This is a genomic window from Arthrobacter sp. SLBN-53, assembly GCF_006715585.1.
In the GTDB taxonomy this organism is placed as follows: Bacteria; Actinomycetota; Actinomycetes; order Mycobacteriales; family Mycobacteriaceae; genus Mycobacterium; species Mycobacterium neoaurum_A.
This window is the reverse complement of record NZ_VFNN01000001.1, coordinates 872,853-886,640: the sequence shown is the minus strand read 5'-3', so window position 1 is coordinate 886,640 and position 13,788 is coordinate 872,853. Positions and strand designations below refer to the sequence as shown.

General features: G+C 65.2%; 18 protein-coding genes. 14 read left to right on the top strand and 4 right to left on the bottom strand.

Features of this window, described 5'->3' with window-relative positions; translation table 11 throughout:
* Both FBY28_RS04275 and relB read right to left on the bottom strand, forming a co-directional pair.
* On the bottom strand, positions 1–1,158 hold the full coding sequence (locus tag FBY28_RS04275) for a site-specific integrase (protein ID WP_141864551.1): 1,158 nt from the start codon (positions 1,156–1,158) through the stop codon (positions 1–3).
* Positions 1,142–1,717 (bottom strand): type II toxin-antitoxin system RelB family anti-toxin, encoded by a 576-nt coding sequence (relB, locus tag FBY28_RS04270; protein ID WP_160145462.1) that lies wholly within the window; start codon positions 1,715–1,717, stop codon positions 1,142–1,144. Before relB ends, FBY28_RS04275 begins: the two co-directional genes overlap by 17 nt.
* Before the next feature lie 468 nt (positions 1,718–2,185).
* Here relB and FBY28_RS04260 point away from each other — a divergent pair, with 468 nt between their 5' ends.
* The 13 genes from FBY28_RS04260 (at position 2,186) to FBY28_RS04200 (ending at position 10,031) form a co-directional block, all read left to right on the top strand.
* Positions 2,186–2,515, top strand: a complete 330-nt coding sequence (locus FBY28_RS04260) for a hypothetical protein (protein WP_141864544.1) — start codon at positions 2,186–2,188, stop codon at positions 2,513–2,515.
* On the top strand, positions 2,512–2,847 hold the full coding sequence (locus FBY28_RS04255; protein WP_141864541.1) for a DUF6907 domain-containing protein: 336 nt from the start codon (positions 2,512–2,514) through the stop codon (positions 2,845–2,847). Before FBY28_RS04260 ends, FBY28_RS04255 begins: the two co-directional genes overlap by 4 nt.
* On the top strand, positions 2,848–3,375 hold the full coding sequence (locus FBY28_RS04250) for a hypothetical protein (RefSeq protein WP_141864539.1): 528 nt from the start codon (positions 2,848–2,850) through the stop codon (positions 3,373–3,375). It begins immediately after the preceding gene.
* Between the two features lie 28 nt (positions 3,376–3,403).
* Entirely contained in the window at positions 3,404–4,252 is an 849-nt protein-coding gene (locus FBY28_RS04245) for a hypothetical protein (RefSeq protein WP_141864537.1), read from the top strand.
* Positions 4,249–4,488 carry a hypothetical protein gene (locus FBY28_RS04240; RefSeq protein WP_141864535.1) on the top strand — a complete coding sequence of 80 codons (240 nt, stop codon included), beginning with the start codon at positions 4,249–4,251 and terminating at the stop codon, positions 4,486–4,488. The genes FBY28_RS04245 and FBY28_RS04240 overlap by 4 nt, the downstream gene beginning before the upstream one ends.
* A complete protein-coding gene (locus tag FBY28_RS25725; protein WP_160145461.1) occupies positions 4,485–4,655 on the top strand; it encodes a hypothetical protein in 171 nt (56 codons plus the stop codon). Before FBY28_RS04240 ends, FBY28_RS25725 begins: the two co-directional genes overlap by 4 nt.
* 348 nt (positions 4,656–5,003) lie before the next feature.
* Positions 5,004–6,470, top strand: coding sequence for a terminase large subunit domain-containing protein (locus FBY28_RS04230; RefSeq protein ID WP_141864533.1), 1,467 nt, complete (start codon positions 5,004–5,006; stop codon positions 6,468–6,470).
* Positions 6,467–7,789 (top strand): phage portal protein, encoded by a 1,323-nt coding sequence (locus FBY28_RS04225; RefSeq protein WP_141864531.1) that lies wholly within the window; start codon positions 6,467–6,469, stop codon positions 7,787–7,789. The genes FBY28_RS04230 and FBY28_RS04225 overlap by 4 nt, the downstream gene beginning before the upstream one ends.
* The gene (locus FBY28_RS04220; protein WP_141864529.1) at positions 7,779–7,985 is read left to right on the top strand and encodes a hypothetical protein; all 207 of its coding nucleotides are present in this window, start codon (positions 7,779–7,781) and stop codon (positions 7,983–7,985) included. The genes FBY28_RS04225 and FBY28_RS04220 overlap by 11 nt, the downstream gene beginning before the upstream one ends.
* Positions 7,982–8,410: a hypothetical protein gene (locus FBY28_RS04215; RefSeq protein WP_141864527.1), complete on the top strand. Its 429-nt coding sequence runs from the start codon at positions 7,982–7,984 to the stop codon at positions 8,408–8,410. The genes FBY28_RS04220 and FBY28_RS04215 overlap by 4 nt, the downstream gene beginning before the upstream one ends.
* A gap of 101 nt (positions 8,411–8,511) precedes the next feature.
* Positions 8,512–9,366, top strand: a complete 855-nt coding sequence (locus FBY28_RS04210; RefSeq protein WP_141864525.1) for a phage major capsid protein — start codon at positions 8,512–8,514, stop codon at positions 9,364–9,366.
* On the top strand, positions 9,367–9,675 hold the full coding sequence (locus FBY28_RS04205; protein WP_141864522.1) for a hypothetical protein: 309 nt from the start codon (positions 9,367–9,369) through the stop codon (positions 9,673–9,675). It abuts the gene before it with no gap.
* 14 nt (positions 9,676–9,689) lie between these two features.
* Positions 9,690–10,031, top strand: coding sequence for a hypothetical protein (locus FBY28_RS04200; RefSeq protein ID WP_141864520.1), 342 nt, complete (start codon positions 9,690–9,692; stop codon positions 10,029–10,031).
* 507 nt (positions 10,032–10,538) lie between these two features.
* Here FBY28_RS04200 and FBY28_RS04190 read toward each other — a convergent pair.
* Positions 10,539–12,002, bottom strand: coding sequence for a CYTH and CHAD domain-containing protein (locus FBY28_RS04190; RefSeq protein ID WP_141864515.1), 1,464 nt, complete (start codon positions 12,000–12,002; stop codon positions 10,539–10,541).
* Positions 12,003–12,144: 142 nt separating this feature from the next.
* Between FBY28_RS04190 and FBY28_RS04185 the strand changes: the two genes are divergently transcribed.
* Entirely contained in the window at positions 12,145–12,924 is a 780-nt protein-coding gene (locus FBY28_RS04185; RefSeq protein WP_141864513.1) for an enoyl-CoA hydratase/isomerase family protein, read from the top strand.
* A 32-nt stretch (positions 12,925–12,956) separates the two neighbouring features.
* On the opposite strand, the gene panB is transcribed toward FBY28_RS04185, so the two are convergent.
* The gene (gene panB / locus FBY28_RS04180) at positions 12,957–13,787 is read right to left on the bottom strand and encodes a 3-methyl-2-oxobutanoate hydroxymethyltransferase (protein WP_141864510.1); all 831 of its coding nucleotides are present in this window, start codon (positions 13,785–13,787) and stop codon (positions 12,957–12,959) included.
* Position 13,788: the final 1 nt, after the last annotated feature.

Sequence of the window (13,788 nt, the reverse complement as noted above, 5' to 3'; positions counted from 1 at the left end):
TTAGGTAGCGGAGCCCGTTTCCGTCCGCAGTCCGTCCGCAGTAGATCCCAGAACCGAGTCGATCGCGTCCCGTGTGCGGTCGTCGGAGTCCGGCCAAAGGTGACTATAGGTATCGAGCGTCTCGACTGCGCTTGCGTGACCGAGGCGCACCTGCACCGTCTTGACGCTCTCGCCATGCCGGATCAACAGGCTTGCGTAGTAATGGCGCAGGGCATGGAAGCCGGTGCCGGTCGGCAGGCCGGCCGTCTTGACCGCCGCCCGCCACTTATGGCCGAACGCCTGCCGGGTGATGGACTTCCCAGCGAGCGTGAAGACCAACCCGTCAGGGTCGGTCGGGAACGCGGCCAGGTGCGCGGCGAGCTCGGCGACAACGACTTGGGGTAAGGGAATGATCCGGTTACTCGCTTGAGTCTTCGGCGGCCCGAACGTCGGCTCCTGCCCCTGCAGCGTGACCAGCTGACGGTCCACCGTCGCACTGCGCTCAAGGAACCGCACTCGATCGACCGTAAGGCCGAAGCACTCGCCCTGCCGCATACCGGTGCCGGCCGCGAGAGTGACGAGCGCCCGCAATTCTGCGGGTAGCGCGTTCCGGACGGCCGACACCTGTTCGGTAGTCAATGGCACGATCTGTTGGCGCTGCACCTTCGGTAGCTTGGTCCCGTCGCACGGATTTGCGACGATGCGGCGGTCCCGGATAGCGGCTTTCATGATCGTCGACACGATGCCGTGGATGACTCCGACCGTGGCAGGTGCCAACTCCAAGCTCTTGATCCACGCCTGGATATCGCTCGGCAGGATCGACGACAACGGCTTATCGCCGAGGGTTGGGTAGGCATGGCGGCGAAGCATCGTCTCGACGTGTGCGCGCGAGCTCGGCCGCTGCACCTGGATCTCCCGCCACCGCTCGGCGTAATCGCGGAACATCACCTGGCCAGCCTTCGGGTCGACGTACTGCCCGGTGACGACCGCCGCCGTCACCTCGTCGAGCCAACGCTGCGCATCCGTCTTGCGGGCAAACCCACGGGCATGCTCTTTTCCATCGGGGTCGACATATCTTGCGCGCCAGCGTTTTCCCTTACCATCGGCTGCTGCGGGGGTGCCGTCAACTCGACGCCAGCGATCCTCAACACCAGACCGGCGATTACGTCTCGGGGTCATGGATCTCAACCTTTAGTCGCGCAATTCTCGCTAGGGCCTCTCCGTACGTCTGAGCATCAACGTCCTTATTGATCGATTCGATTTCATCGTCCGTAGGTAGCGCCCGCGCAATTTGGTCATTGAGATCGTCACCCCAATTCACCTTTAGCCACGATGCCGCCCTGTCCAGGTCGGACTGTGCTGGTCGGTCGTATTCGCCAATGTCGCGCATGTGCGCAACGGTGAACGCCAGCTGCGTGAGTGCGGGCGCCAACCGCTTGGCGAACTCGTGGAGTTCTTTCGAAAGTGAGTTCATCTCAGTCGAGTGTGCGATCAGTTGAGCCGAATTGGATGCGCGTCCATCCTCCTGTTCGAGCAAGGCCATCGGAAGTTCGAGTGCAATGCAAATCCTGCGGGCCTCCATGAATTTCAGTGAGCGGGTGCCCTTTTCAATCTTTGCAACCGTCTGCTGCGCCACACCGATCCGTTCGGCCAACTCTGCCTGTGACAACGAACGTGCGGCCCGCATGCGCGCCACATTCGCGCCGATCTTCAAATCCTCGTCTGCGCGTTCTTCCACGCGCCAACGGTACAACCAAACGTTGTCTTGCATCAACACCGGTATGTGGTATACCTGATAGTTGTAAGCATCCAACAACGAAAGGTTGTCGTACACATGAGCGAAGAGGATGAGATCATCCGGGTGCCGGAGGTCGCGCGCCTGACGGGCGCGCCCGCAGGCACCGTCCGTTACTGGGACAGCACGGGAGTCGGTCCGCCTAGCTTCAAGCTTCAGGGCAGGCGCGTTTGGCGGAGGGGCGCGGTTCTCCGCTGGATCGCTGAACAGGAGTCGGCGTCCCAGCGTGGTGGGGGCGACGCGGCGTGAGCCATCCCCACGTCATGCAGGACGACCGAGACGCTCTTGAAGACCGTGGCCTGATCGACGACGACCACACCGAAATGCTGACGGCTCCCGTGAACCCGGTTGTTGACGCAACCGGCGGGAGCCGTCGGAACCATCCCAGCCGTTGACTGAAAGGACAATCCGATGACCACGATAACCCCAACCGCAGACATCCCACTACCGCCTGGGGCAGATTCCAACCCCGACTGCCTCGATGACTGGCAGCCCACCGAGGACGGCCGACGAAACTACCGGCTGATCTGGTCGCCGTCATACGAACCCTGCCTCGACATCCGCGTCGTCGTGGTCCAGTTCGACGACGGCAGCATCGCAGATGGTGACGACAATCCCGATGACGCCCCTCTCGTCTATGTCGGTGGAAGTGACTTTCTCCCCGAAGACGCGCGGGCCATTGCACAGTCGATCATCCGAGCTGCCGACCTCGCGGATGAGTGGGCGGGGGTGAAGCGATGACCGTCACTCAGGACGTGGACGGCCGCCGCAAAACCTGCACCAGTTGGTGCGTCGCGGACCACGCCGCTGATCCCGCCTGCTGGGGCGAGGACATCCACAAGGTGCATCTCACGACGGAGTATTGGGATTCCGCCGAGGACAACAGCATCACCCCGTACGCGCACCGGAGCACGCCCGCGCACCGCGAACTTGTGAAGCTGCACTTCTATCGACCCAGCGACCGCGAACACATGTACCTCGACGCCGACATGCACCTGACCGCCGATGAGGCCCGGCAGCTCGCCGCTCACCTTGTGGCCGTCGCCGACCAGATCGAGGAGGCCGGCAAGTAGATGACAGATGCAAGGTTCCCGGATCGGTGGCTGTCCGACCGCCGTCTCCAACGGCTGACGGACAGCCACTTCCGGGCCTTCATCACCTCCCTGGCGTGGTCGGTGTCCAACCGAACGGACGGCGTCATCGAACCCGAGGATCTGGGACTGATCCCCAACTTCTCGGCGGGTGCGGTTCAGTCCTTCGTCTCAGCTGGCCTGTGGTCTCCACTGGAGAAGGGCTGGAGCATCACCGAATATGCGGTTACTCAGACCAGCCGAGACCAGCTCAAGGCTCTGGAGAACATCCGGGTGCGGGAGCGGGAGAAGAAGGCCCGGCAGCGGGCGGCCAAGCGTGACGCAGCGACCAGTGGCGATGCCGGTGTCCCGGGGACAGTCCCGGGGGACGTCCCGCCGGACAACACAGGACAGGACAGGCCAGGCAAGGACAGGCCAGGACCAGAGGGTGACCACCTGCGTCTCGCCGCCGGTGCCGAGAACGTGCAGTGGCGCGGTGCCGGTCCCAGCCCATTCGACGAATACAAATGACCCTCAATCTTTTTGAAAGGAACAGGACATGAGTGAAGTGCAGGTAGTGGAGCCCACCGAGGTGCTGGTACCTCTGGGTGTACAGGATGCTGAGCGGCTGGATAAGCGCATCCGGTTGATGGCGCAGACGACGCGGGAGAACTTCGAGAAGGTCGGTCGCCTTCTCGATGAGGCCAAGCAGGGCAGGGTGCATGAGGCCCTCGGCTTCAAGTCGTGGACAGCTTATGTCGCGGATGCTCTCGGCGGTCAGCTCCAGTTGTCGGGCGAAGCGCGTCAGGCGATGGTTCAGGTGCTCGCCGGGGAGGGCATGTCGGTCCGGGCGATTGCGACCGCTACGGGGGTCAGCAAGTCGACGGTGGATCGGGACCTCGCTCAGGTGTCCCACGGCGGGACACCTGATGTTGCGGGCGCCCCGGATTCAGCTGTCCCACAACGGGACACCTCGGATGTCGTCGAGGCGTTGGCAGACGGCGACGCCGCTCTCGCCGACGAACTGACCGACGCATTGAAGAACGCCAAGCCCTCCACGGTGACCGGAGTCGACGGCAAGACGTACACCAAGCAGAAGCGCAAGCCCAAGCCGAAGAAGGAACCCGAGCCGGAACCCGTCGTCGAACCGACACCAGAGCCGGAACCGGTGAGTACCCGCAAGGTGCAGATCCCCACCGCCTACCGCGAGTCCATCAAGATTCTGAGCACCGTCGCCTGCGGCATGCGGGATCTGGTCGACGACCCGCGTTGGTCCAAAGCCTGCGCTCGGTTCAACGACAACGACCGGGCCGAGCTGGACGGCAACATCGCCGTACTCACCACGCTGCGCGCTGCGATGGAAGACAGTCAGAGCGGCGCACCCACTATGGAGGAGAAGACGGCATGAACGACGGCACACCGAAACTGGCTTGGCAGCACGCGTGGGACTACGGCATCGAGACGGGCCGCTACATCCTGGTCGGCGAACAAGGCATCCGTTGGGAGGATGCCGTCCTTCAGGCTGGCCCGAACTTCGACACAGCCCCTCTGCACCCCGACCCGCGAATCGCCGTGCAGCAGCAGCTGCTCGACAACATGGTGCGTGCGGAACAGCGGCGCCAGCAAGATGAGGGCGACACATGAACCCGCGCAGCGTCAGCCTGCGTCTAGCCATCAAGGCCGTCGACCCGGACATCCTCGATGACTACGCCTGGGACTCGTGGGATGACGACGAGCTTATGGGACTGCTCAGCGCCCAGCAGCTTCACCAGGTCAATAGCTTCCTAACGGCATGGCAGGAGGTCCAGTGACGCTCCGCCCCTGCCTCGACTGCGGTGACCTGTCGGCCTCGACCCGCTGCCCACCGTGCCGTGGATACGACAGCGAATGGGAACGACTGTCCAAGAAGGCCCGCAAGCAACAGCCCTGGTGCTCAGACTGCGGATCTCGGGAAAACCTGCAGTGCGACCACTCACCCGAAGCGTGGGCACGACGAGCAGCAGGCAAAACCATCCGCCTCAAGGACATCGACGTCGTGTGCGGACCATGCAACACCAACCGAGGACAAGCACGACCCACACCAGGGGGGACACCCCCAGCAAAAGCCCACGTCGGACCGCCCAGCCTTCTTGCCAGTTACACACCGGGGGTGGTGGCCGATGCGCGCGGGGCCTAAGGCGGCACCGAAGGGTGATCCGCTGCCGCTCTACGAGCTGCCTGAGGGTGGTTCGGCGCGGGTGGCGGCGTTCATCGAGACGTACTGCCGGGTGGTCAAGGGCGGCAAGGGCAACCCGGCGGGGGAGTTGATCAGGCTGCGGGACTGGCAGCGCGACTTCCTGGCCGATGTGTATGACCCGGAGCCTCGTCCCCGTCAGGGCCTGTTGTCGGTGGCCCGGAAGAACGGCAAGAGCCTGTTGGGTGCGTCGATCGCGCTGTATCACCTGTACGCGGACGATGAGGAGTCTGCCGAGGTGTTGTTGGCGTCGTCGGATCAGCGGACCGCCGAGGTGATCTTCAAGGTGGCGCGCCGGATGGTGGAGCTGGATGACCGGCTGGCTGGTGTCACGCAGATCTTCCAGGATCGCCTGTATGTGCCGGAGACGGATTCGGTGCTGGAGCCGCTACCGGCGAACGCGAAGAACCTGCAGGGCCGGAACCCGTCGTGCTCGCTGATCGACGAGGTGCATGTCAGTGATGCGGATACGTGGGATGCGTTGGCGTTGGCTGGCGGTACCCGTGCCCGCCCGTTGACGCTGGGCCTGTCCACCGAGTGTGGGGATGACCCGGACAATTTGATGGCCCGCTTGGTTGAGCACGGCAGGTTCGGCGAGGATCGGTCGTTCGCCTTCCGGGAGTACACCGCACCGATTGGGTGCGAGCTGTCTGACCGGGATGCGTGGGCGGCGGCCAATCCGATGCTCGGTGACACCCTGGACCCGGACCATCTGGCGACGGTGCTGGGCACCACGCGGGAGGCGGCGTTCCGGCGGTATCACCTGAATCAGCGGGTATCGGCGGCAGGTTCGTGGCTACCAGCAGGGGTGTGGGATGGGTTGTCGACGGGGCGACCGATCCCGGCGGGTGCGGAGGTGGTGATCAGTTGCGACGGCTCGTACAACTCGGACGGCACGGGGCTGGTCGTGGCCACGGTGAGCAAGCGACCGCACTTCGATGTCCTCAACTATTGGGAACCGCCAGAGCGGGCCGATGACTGGTCGGTGCCGCTGCACGACGTGATGGATGAGATCCGCAGGGCGTGCCGCAAGTACCGGGTGACCGAGGTGGTGTTCGACCCGTTCAGGTACGCGCTGGTGATGCAGAGCCTTGAGGCCGAACGTGTCCCGGTGGTGGCGTTCCCGTGGTCGCCTGCCCGGATCACCCCGGCCACGACGGAGCTGTTTAGGGCGGCGGTCAGTGGCGAGTTGTCGCATTCCGGCGATCCCCGTCTGGCCCGTCACGTCGCCAACGCTGTCCTCCGAGAGGACGCCAAGGGTGTGCGCCTGGATAAGGCCAAGCGCGGCTCGAAAGCCCGTATCGACCTTGCAGCGGCCATGCTGCAGGCCCATTCGCGTGCCACCTGGTGCGCGACCAAATCCCGTAAGAGAGCAAGGAGTTTCGCATCATGACCCAGGATGAACTGTTGACCGTACTGATTCAGCGGCTCAACATGCCGTTGGCCCGGTACTCAGATCTGGACCGCTACTACGAGGGCAAGCAGCCGTTGGCGTTCCTTTCCCCGGAAGCAAAAACCGCCCTGGGCAACAGGTTCGGTCTCATGAGCAGCAACATCCCCCGCCTGTCGGTGACAGCGTTGGCGGAACGGCTGCGCATCGTCGGGTTCACCGGAGATACCGGCCTGTGGGCTGATTGGGTGCGCTGCGACCTCGACCAGACCAGCGGTGTCGCGCACCGGGAAGCCCTGCTGCTCGGCGACAGCTTCGTCATCGTCTGGGCTGACAGGTTCGGCCGGCCCTCGGTGACGGTCGAATCGGCCAAGCAGGTAGCCGTGCAAACCGACCCCGGTACCCGACAGATCACCGCCGCGGTGAAACGCTGGGAAGACAAGGACCGCAACATCACTCACGCGGTGCTCTACGAACCCGACAAGATCACCCGCCTGGTGGCCCAACAGGTCGGTGCCATCACCGGGTTCACTGCCGTCGAGTCCATCGCCAACCCCCTCGGTGTGGTGCCGGTCGTCGGGCTGCGCAACACCGACCGCATCGTCGGCGAGTGGGGTATGTCGGAGATTGAAGATCTGAAACCCCTTGTGGATGGGTTGAATAAGTCCCTGGCCGACATGATGACCACCTCCGAGTATGTGGGTCGTCCGCGACGGTGGGCTACCGGCATCGAGCTCTCAGAAGAACCGGTGCTCGACGATAACGGTGACCCGGTGCTTGATGAGGACGAGCAGCCGGTGATGCGGGAGGTCAACCCGATTCCCGAGGGGCATCGGGCGATGATCTCGGAGAACCACGAGGCGAAGTTCGGTCAGCTCAACGCCGCCGACCTCGGTGGGTACGAGGCGTCGGTGCGGGTCCTGCTCACCCAGATCTCGGCTGTCAGTGCGCTCCCGGCGCACATGCTCGGTGTCATGACGGATACACCGCCGTCTGCTGATGCGCTGCGGGCTGCGGAGGCATCGTTGACGGCGCGCGCCGAGGCCCGGCAGCAGACGTTCGGTAGGTCGTGGGAGCAGGTGGCCCGACTGATGATCGCGGTGCGAGACGGTCGTGACCCGAACCTGATCGACGATATCCGGGTGCACTGGGCTGACGCCGCGACCCGCTCGGTGGCCCAGGAGGCCGACGCCGTGGTGAAGCTGTTCCAGGCTGGTCTGCTGCCCCAGGCGTACGCGCTGGGCAAGCTCGGCTACTCCGACGACGAGATCAGCAAGATCACCGCCACACCGACCGAGCAGGGTGGTTCCGATGCGGCTTAGCGCACGCAACGTCCAACCGGAAGTCCGAGTGTCCCCGGATGCGGTGCTGCCCATCAGGTTACGCACCGGCGGGTTCGCATTCGCTATGGATGCCGCCGAGGCACTGCACCTGGCCAACGAACTGGCCGATGCCGTCGCCTCACTGAAAAAGCCCAGAGCACTGGAAATCTTCAACACCGACAAGGAGCAAGCATGACCGACACCACGACCGACACCGAGGTTCCCGAAGAACCCCAGTCGCCCGACAATGACGAATCCGTTATTACCGAATCCGGTAATTCTGACGACCAGCCCGAGGACACGTTCCCCCGGCAGGTCGTGGAGGATCTGCGCAAGGAGAACGGCAAATACCGGCAGCGCGCCCAGCAGGCCGACACCTACGCCCAACGCCTGCACACCGAGATGGTCAAGGCGACAGGACGATTGGCCGACCCCACCGACCTCCCGTTCGACGAGGACCATCTTGCCGACGCCGGGAACATGGTCGCTGCCATCGACGCGCTGCTCGAAGCGAAGCCCCACCTTGCAAGCCGCCGCCCGGTCGGCGACATCGGGCAGGGCCAACGTGGATCTACCGCCCAACCGTTCAGCCTGTTGCAGACCCTCAAGGATCTGACCTGAGCGAGGTACACTCAAGGTGATGGGCCTGGCGCCCACACCACGATTGACGTCCTGGCGACGTGTCGACACCCAATCAGACACTCTCGTAAGGACGTTCAATCGTGGCTATCGAAACCACCTCGGGTAACTCCACCCTCATTCAGACCGAAGTCGCCAACCTGCTCGTACAGCCCCTGGAGCAGGAGTCGACGTTCCTGGCCGCCGGCCCCGTCATCCTCGACTCGTCCAGCCCGATCCGGGTGCCCCGCGTCGCCAACGGTGTCACCGCCGGGTTCGTCGCCGAAGGCGCACAGATCACCGACGGCGATGTCGCGTTCGACGAAGTGACCCTGCTGCCCTCGACCCTCAAAGGCCTCAAGGTGTTGGTGAAGCTCACCAACGAACTGATCCGCACCAGCGTCGTCGGACTCGAGTCGGTGCTGCGGACCCGCCTGGTCACCGATGTCGCCAAGACCCTCGACGCCGCCCTCTGGGACGGTGCAGGCACCAGCAACACCATCAAGGGCATCCTGCGCCAGACCGGTATCGCCACCGGCACCCTGGACCTCACCGACCCCGACAGCCTGATCGACGGTCTCGCCGTCGCCCAGGGCAACAAGGTCAAGCCCACCCACTGGGTGATGACCGCCGCCAGCTTCGCCGCCATCCGCAAGGTCAAGGTCGGCACCGGGGACCGGCGCTACGTGATCGACCCGCAGACCATCCAGAACGGCACCGACTTCCGGCTGCTCGGCCTGCCCGTCATCATCACCGACAACATCCCCGCCGCCTCGACCAAGAAGCGCGTCGGACTGGTCGACATGTCCAAGGTCGTCGTGGCCCGCGATGTCGACGCCGAAGTGAAGATCCTCGACCAGACGTGGGGCGACTACGACAGCATCGGTATCCGCGTGGTGTCCCGCTGGGATGTCGGTCTGCTGCAGGACAAGGCCGTCACGCTGCTCACCGAGGCCTAAGTGGTCACCGGACAAGGCGTCGCCGACTTCCTCGGTCAGGGTTCTGACACCACACTGGTGGCCCTGGCCGGGGAGGTCGTGCCCGTCATCGCCGCGATGGTGCGCGCCTACACCCGAAACAGGGGATTCGACGGCACCGAACCCAACGCCGAGTTGGCAGCGGTGATCACCACCGCATCCGCGCGGATGGTCGCCAATCCCGAACAGCTCCCGAGCAAGGTGGGTTCCGTCGAGATCCGCGGCGGCTTCCAAGGGTTCACTCTCGCTGAGACGTTCGTGCTCAACCGGTACCGGGTACGGGCACTGTGATCCTCCACGACACCGTGACCGTCCAGTTCCAGGTGTCCTACGACCCGCCGGTGTACAACGACTACGGCGAGGAACAGTTCAACACCGTGGATGAGACGGTCCGGGCCGAGGTGTTCCCGCTGGGCTCCGAGGTCGTCGTGCAGGACGCCATCGTGTCCAGCCGCTACCGGATGGTCCTCGCCCCCACCGTGAACATCCCGCCCACCGTCGGCGACAACCTCCGGTTGGGGTGGGGTGCGTTCGTCATCGACCCCGACGACAACGCCACCGGCCTACGGGTCGACGGCACCGTCGAACGCCACATGCTGCGCGGCCGGCTCCACCACTACGAACTCATCACCACGACCGTCGAGTAGACCAGGTGGCTCTGGGCGTCAAACCCCGCGTGTTCTTTCCTTTCTGCGGGGCAAGGTGTCGCCATGACGGGTAATAGATGGCCCGAGCGGCATCCTGCGCCCAGAGCCGCCGTCAACCCGTGTGGCACGGTCGTGAGCAGTGCCAGCACCCGTTCGACTTTGGGTAGTGCCGCTTCGCCTGCTCCACGGCTGTATGGCATGAGTAGTGATAGCCAAGCTCGATTCGATTCTCGACCCACGGCCGGAAGGTGCAGGTGCGAGTGTGGACTTCGTGGTCCCCGTTGGCTTGCGGAACGATATTGACGTCGTAGTAATCCCCCATGGCTGGCATTGTGCACGCGTCCGCAGTCCGTCCGCAGTAGATTTCGTGAGCCTCAACTAAGCCCAACAAAACCAACGCGCTGACCAGGACATTTCGCGCCAGGCCAACACGGCAAACTCGTCAAACGCCCAGCGAACAAGTTCCGGCTTACAGGCCAACTCGTCCGCCCGCTACCTCTTGACGGCCTACTTCTTGACGGCCTTCTTCAGCGACGCCAACGCCTCGTCGATCCCGGCCTCGGCCTCCAGGGCCACCTCGACCTCTTTCTGATACAGCACGCCGTAGGTGAAGGTGTCCTCACCGGCGGCATGCGCGGCATCGGCCTCGTGCAGCAGATGGGTCCGGCTCACCACGCTGTCCTGGTGGTCACCGAGCAAGCTCTGGATCGTCTTGGCCTTGGCCTCCACCGCGGTGTCACCGATCGCCGAGGCGGTATAACGAAGTCGCTTGGCACGCTTGCGAATCCGGTGCAAAGACTCGTCGGTGCCATCCTCGGCGGCAGCCTTCGCCGCCTTGTGTACCTTCTTGTAGGCCGCCGCCATGCTCGCCGCCGCCGACTCCGACCCGGACTTCTCGGTGGTCTCCGACGGCGCGGCCACCAGCTCGTCGAGACCGTCGAGCAGGCGGAAGTACCGCTCGGAGCGCATCGCCATCAACGACCGGCGCCACCCACCCGCATAGCGGGCCTTGGCACCGTCGACCAGTCGGGCCCGCACCGGACCGCGCACCAACTCCGGGGCCAACGAGTCCAGCGCCTTCTCGTACTTCTCGGCGAGCACCTCGGCGTCACGGGCCACCCCGAGGATGCCCGCCAGTAGCTTCAGCTCGTCGAGGATCCAGGAATCCTCGGGCAACCCGAACGACTCGTCGGCCAGCAGGCTGCGGATCTTGCGGGTGGTGACGCGCATCTGGTGCACCGAATCCCACGCGTCGGCGCGCACCGCCCGATCCCACACCAGCAGCTCGGCGACGTTCTCGGCCACCGCCCGGCGCACCGGATCGGAGGTCTCGACTCCGGCCGTCGTCGGCTCACCGGTAGCCAGCACGCGCGCCAGCTTCGACCCGTGCCCGGCCGGTACCGCGCCCGCGTCCAACAGCCGGTTGGACAGCCGGTCCAACACATCGGCGGCTTTGCGCGGCTGGCCAATCAGCTCCAGCTCCCACTCCCGCCAGGTCTGCGGCTCGCTGTCGGGCCGCAACGCCGCCGCGTCGACCTGGTCATCGCAGAACTCGGCCAGCGGTGTGTCGTCGGCGCCGAACAACAGCGACACCGTCCGGTTGGTGGTGATGCGCGCAACGGCCGACAGCGGACGGTCCCGCACGATCGCGGCGACCACATCGCGGATGTCCGCGGGCACCGAGTCTGCCAACGGGGCCCGCACCTCGGTCCGCGCATCCGGCCCGGCGGGCAACTTCACATGCCAGCCCTCGTCGGTGCCCCCGGTGCGGCGGCGCAGGGTGATCTTGTGGGCGGCCAGATCATGGGACGGCGTGTCGTAGTACACGGCCTCCAGCAGTTGGGTCGGTTCGTGCTGAACCCTGGACACCAGCGCGAGACCCTCGAACGACGGCGAGACCGTGCTCTCGACGACGTCGAACTTGCGCTCAACCTCGGTGTGGCGCGACGTCTTTGGTTTGTCGGTCGGCATGTTCACCCTTGTTCGATGTGGCACCCGGTTCTTGTTGTGAACAGCGTGCCACATTCAGGTGAACGATCCACCGGGCGCGGGAGCGGGCCGAAACCGGGGCGGGTGGGACGCCTGGCGGTGGTGAGGTAATACGGTGTGCGCCATGACCGCTTTCGAGACGCTGAAGTTCACCAGGGACGGGTCCGTCGTCACCATCGTCCTGGACCGGCCCGATGCCGCCAACGGCATGAACGCGGAGATGACGCGCGACCTGGCCGCCGCCGCCACGCTCTGCGACACCCCGGACACCAAGGTGGTCACCCTGACCGGCGCCGGCCGGTTCTTCTGCGCGGGCGGTGATCTGAAGGCCATGGCCGCCGCCGACGACCCGGGCGCCTTCGTCAAATCCATGGCCAACGACCTGCACCGGGCCATGTCCACCTTCGCCCGGATGGACGCCGTCCTGATCACCGCGGTCAACGGTGTCGCCGCCGGAGCCGGATTCTCCCTCGGTGTCTCCGGTGATCTGGTGCTGGCCGCCGAATCGGCATCGTTCACGATGGCCTACACCAAGGCCGGGTTGAGCCCGGACGGTGGAGCCAGCTACGTGCTGCCGCGGCTGATCGGTCTGCGCCGCACCCAGGAACTCATGATCACCAACCGGGTCGTCAAGGCCGCCGAGGCGTTGGACTGGGGTCTGGTCACCACCGTCGTTCCCGACGCCGAGCTGCCCGACACGCTGGCCGAGCTGGCCGAGCAGATCGCTGCGGGCGCCCGCGGCTCCAACTCGGCGGTCAAACAGCTGCTGCTGTACAGCTACGCGAATGGATACGAGGCACAGCTGGAGAACGAGGCGCGCCATATCGCCACGAACGCCTCCTCCGCCGATGGCAGAGAAGGCGTCGCGGCATTCGTGGGTAAACGGACGCCTGCCTTCGGCTGAGCCGAAGAACGGGCCGAAGAACAGGCCGAGGTCTAGTAGGAGTGTTCGTCGGCGGGGAACACCCCGCCGGCGACCTCGTCGGCGTACTGCCGAGCCGCACGCCCCAGCTCGGTGCCGATCTCGGCGAACCGCTTCACGAACTTCGCCGTCTTGCCGGAGGTCAGTCCGGCCATGTCCTGCCACACCAGCACCTGCGCGTCGCAGTTGGGACCGGCGCCGATGCCGATGGTCGGGATGGTCAGCTTGCCGGTGATCTGGGTGGCCAGCTCGGCGGGGACCATCTCCAGCACCACGGCCACCGCGCCGGCCTCGGCCACCGCGATCGCATCGTGGATGGTCTGGTCACCGTTGTCGCCGCGCCCCTGCACCCGGTACCCACCGAGGCCGTTGACGCTCTGCGGGGTGAACCCGATATGGGCGATCACCGGGATGCCCGCCTGGGTCAATGCGGCGATCTGCGCTGCGACCCGCTCGCCGCCCTCCAGCTTCACCGCGTGCGCCCCGGTCTCTTTCATGAACCGGGTCGCGGTCTCCAGCGCCTGGTCCACGCTGCGCTCGTAGCTGCCGAAGGGCAGGTCGGCGACCACCAGCGCGTGCTGGGCGCCGCGAACGACCGCGCTGACCAACGGGATCAGTTCGTCGATGGTGACGCGGACGGTGGTGTCGTAGCCGTACACCACGTTGGCCGCGGAATCGCCGACCAGGAGCACCGGAATGCCTGCCTCATCGAAGATCCGGGCGGTGGAGTAGTCGTAGGCGGTCAGCATGGACCACTTGTGGCCCTCGGTCTTCCACTTCTGCAGGTGGTGGGTGCGCACCTTCACGGGAGTATTGCCGGCACCATAAACGGACTGTTCAGACATC

Excerpts from the sequence above, each read along its gene's own strand:
- FBY28_RS04250 (WP_141864539.1), top strand. The coding sequence starts at position 2,848 with ATGACAGATGCAAGGTTCCCGGATCGGTGGCTGTCCGACCGCCGTCTC.
- panB (WP_141864510.1), bottom strand. The coding sequence starts at position 13,787 with ATGTCTGAACAGTCCGTTTATGGTGCCGGCAATACTCCCGTGAAGGTG.
- FBY28_RS04190 (WP_141864515.1), bottom strand. The coding sequence starts at position 12,002 with ATGCCGACCGACAAACCAAAGACGTCGCGCCACACCGAGGTTGAGCGC.
- FBY28_RS04245 (WP_141864537.1), top strand. The coding sequence starts at position 3,404 with ATGAGTGAAGTGCAGGTAGTGGAGCCCACCGAGGTGCTGGTACCTCTG.
- FBY28_RS04275 (WP_141864551.1), bottom strand. The coding sequence starts at position 1,158 with ATGACCCCGAGACGTAATCGCCGGTCTGGTGTTGAGGATCGCTGGCGT.
- FBY28_RS04240 (WP_141864535.1), top strand. The coding sequence starts at position 4,249 with ATGAACGACGGCACACCGAAACTGGCTTGGCAGCACGCGTGGGACTAC.
- FBY28_RS04220 (WP_141864529.1), top strand. The coding sequence starts at position 7,779 with ATGCGGCTTAGCGCACGCAACGTCCAACCGGAAGTCCGAGTGTCCCCG.
- FBY28_RS04225 (WP_141864531.1), top strand. The coding sequence starts at position 6,467 with ATGACCCAGGATGAACTGTTGACCGTACTGATTCAGCGGCTCAACATG.
- FBY28_RS04215 (WP_141864527.1), top strand. The coding sequence starts at position 7,982 with ATGACCGACACCACGACCGACACCGAGGTTCCCGAAGAACCCCAGTCG.
- FBY28_RS04230 (WP_141864533.1), top strand. The coding sequence starts at position 5,004 with ATGCGCGCGGGGCCTAAGGCGGCACCGAAGGGTGATCCGCTGCCGCTC.
- FBY28_RS04185 (WP_141864513.1), top strand. The coding sequence starts at position 12,145 with ATGACCGCTTTCGAGACGCTGAAGTTCACCAGGGACGGGTCCGTCGTC.
- FBY28_RS04260 (WP_141864544.1), top strand. The coding sequence starts at position 2,186 with ATGACCACGATAACCCCAACCGCAGACATCCCACTACCGCCTGGGGCA.
- FBY28_RS04255 (WP_141864541.1), top strand. The coding sequence starts at position 2,512 with ATGACCGTCACTCAGGACGTGGACGGCCGCCGCAAAACCTGCACCAGT.
- FBY28_RS25725 (WP_160145461.1), top strand. The coding sequence starts at position 4,485 with ATGAACCCGCGCAGCGTCAGCCTGCGTCTAGCCATCAAGGCCGTCGAC.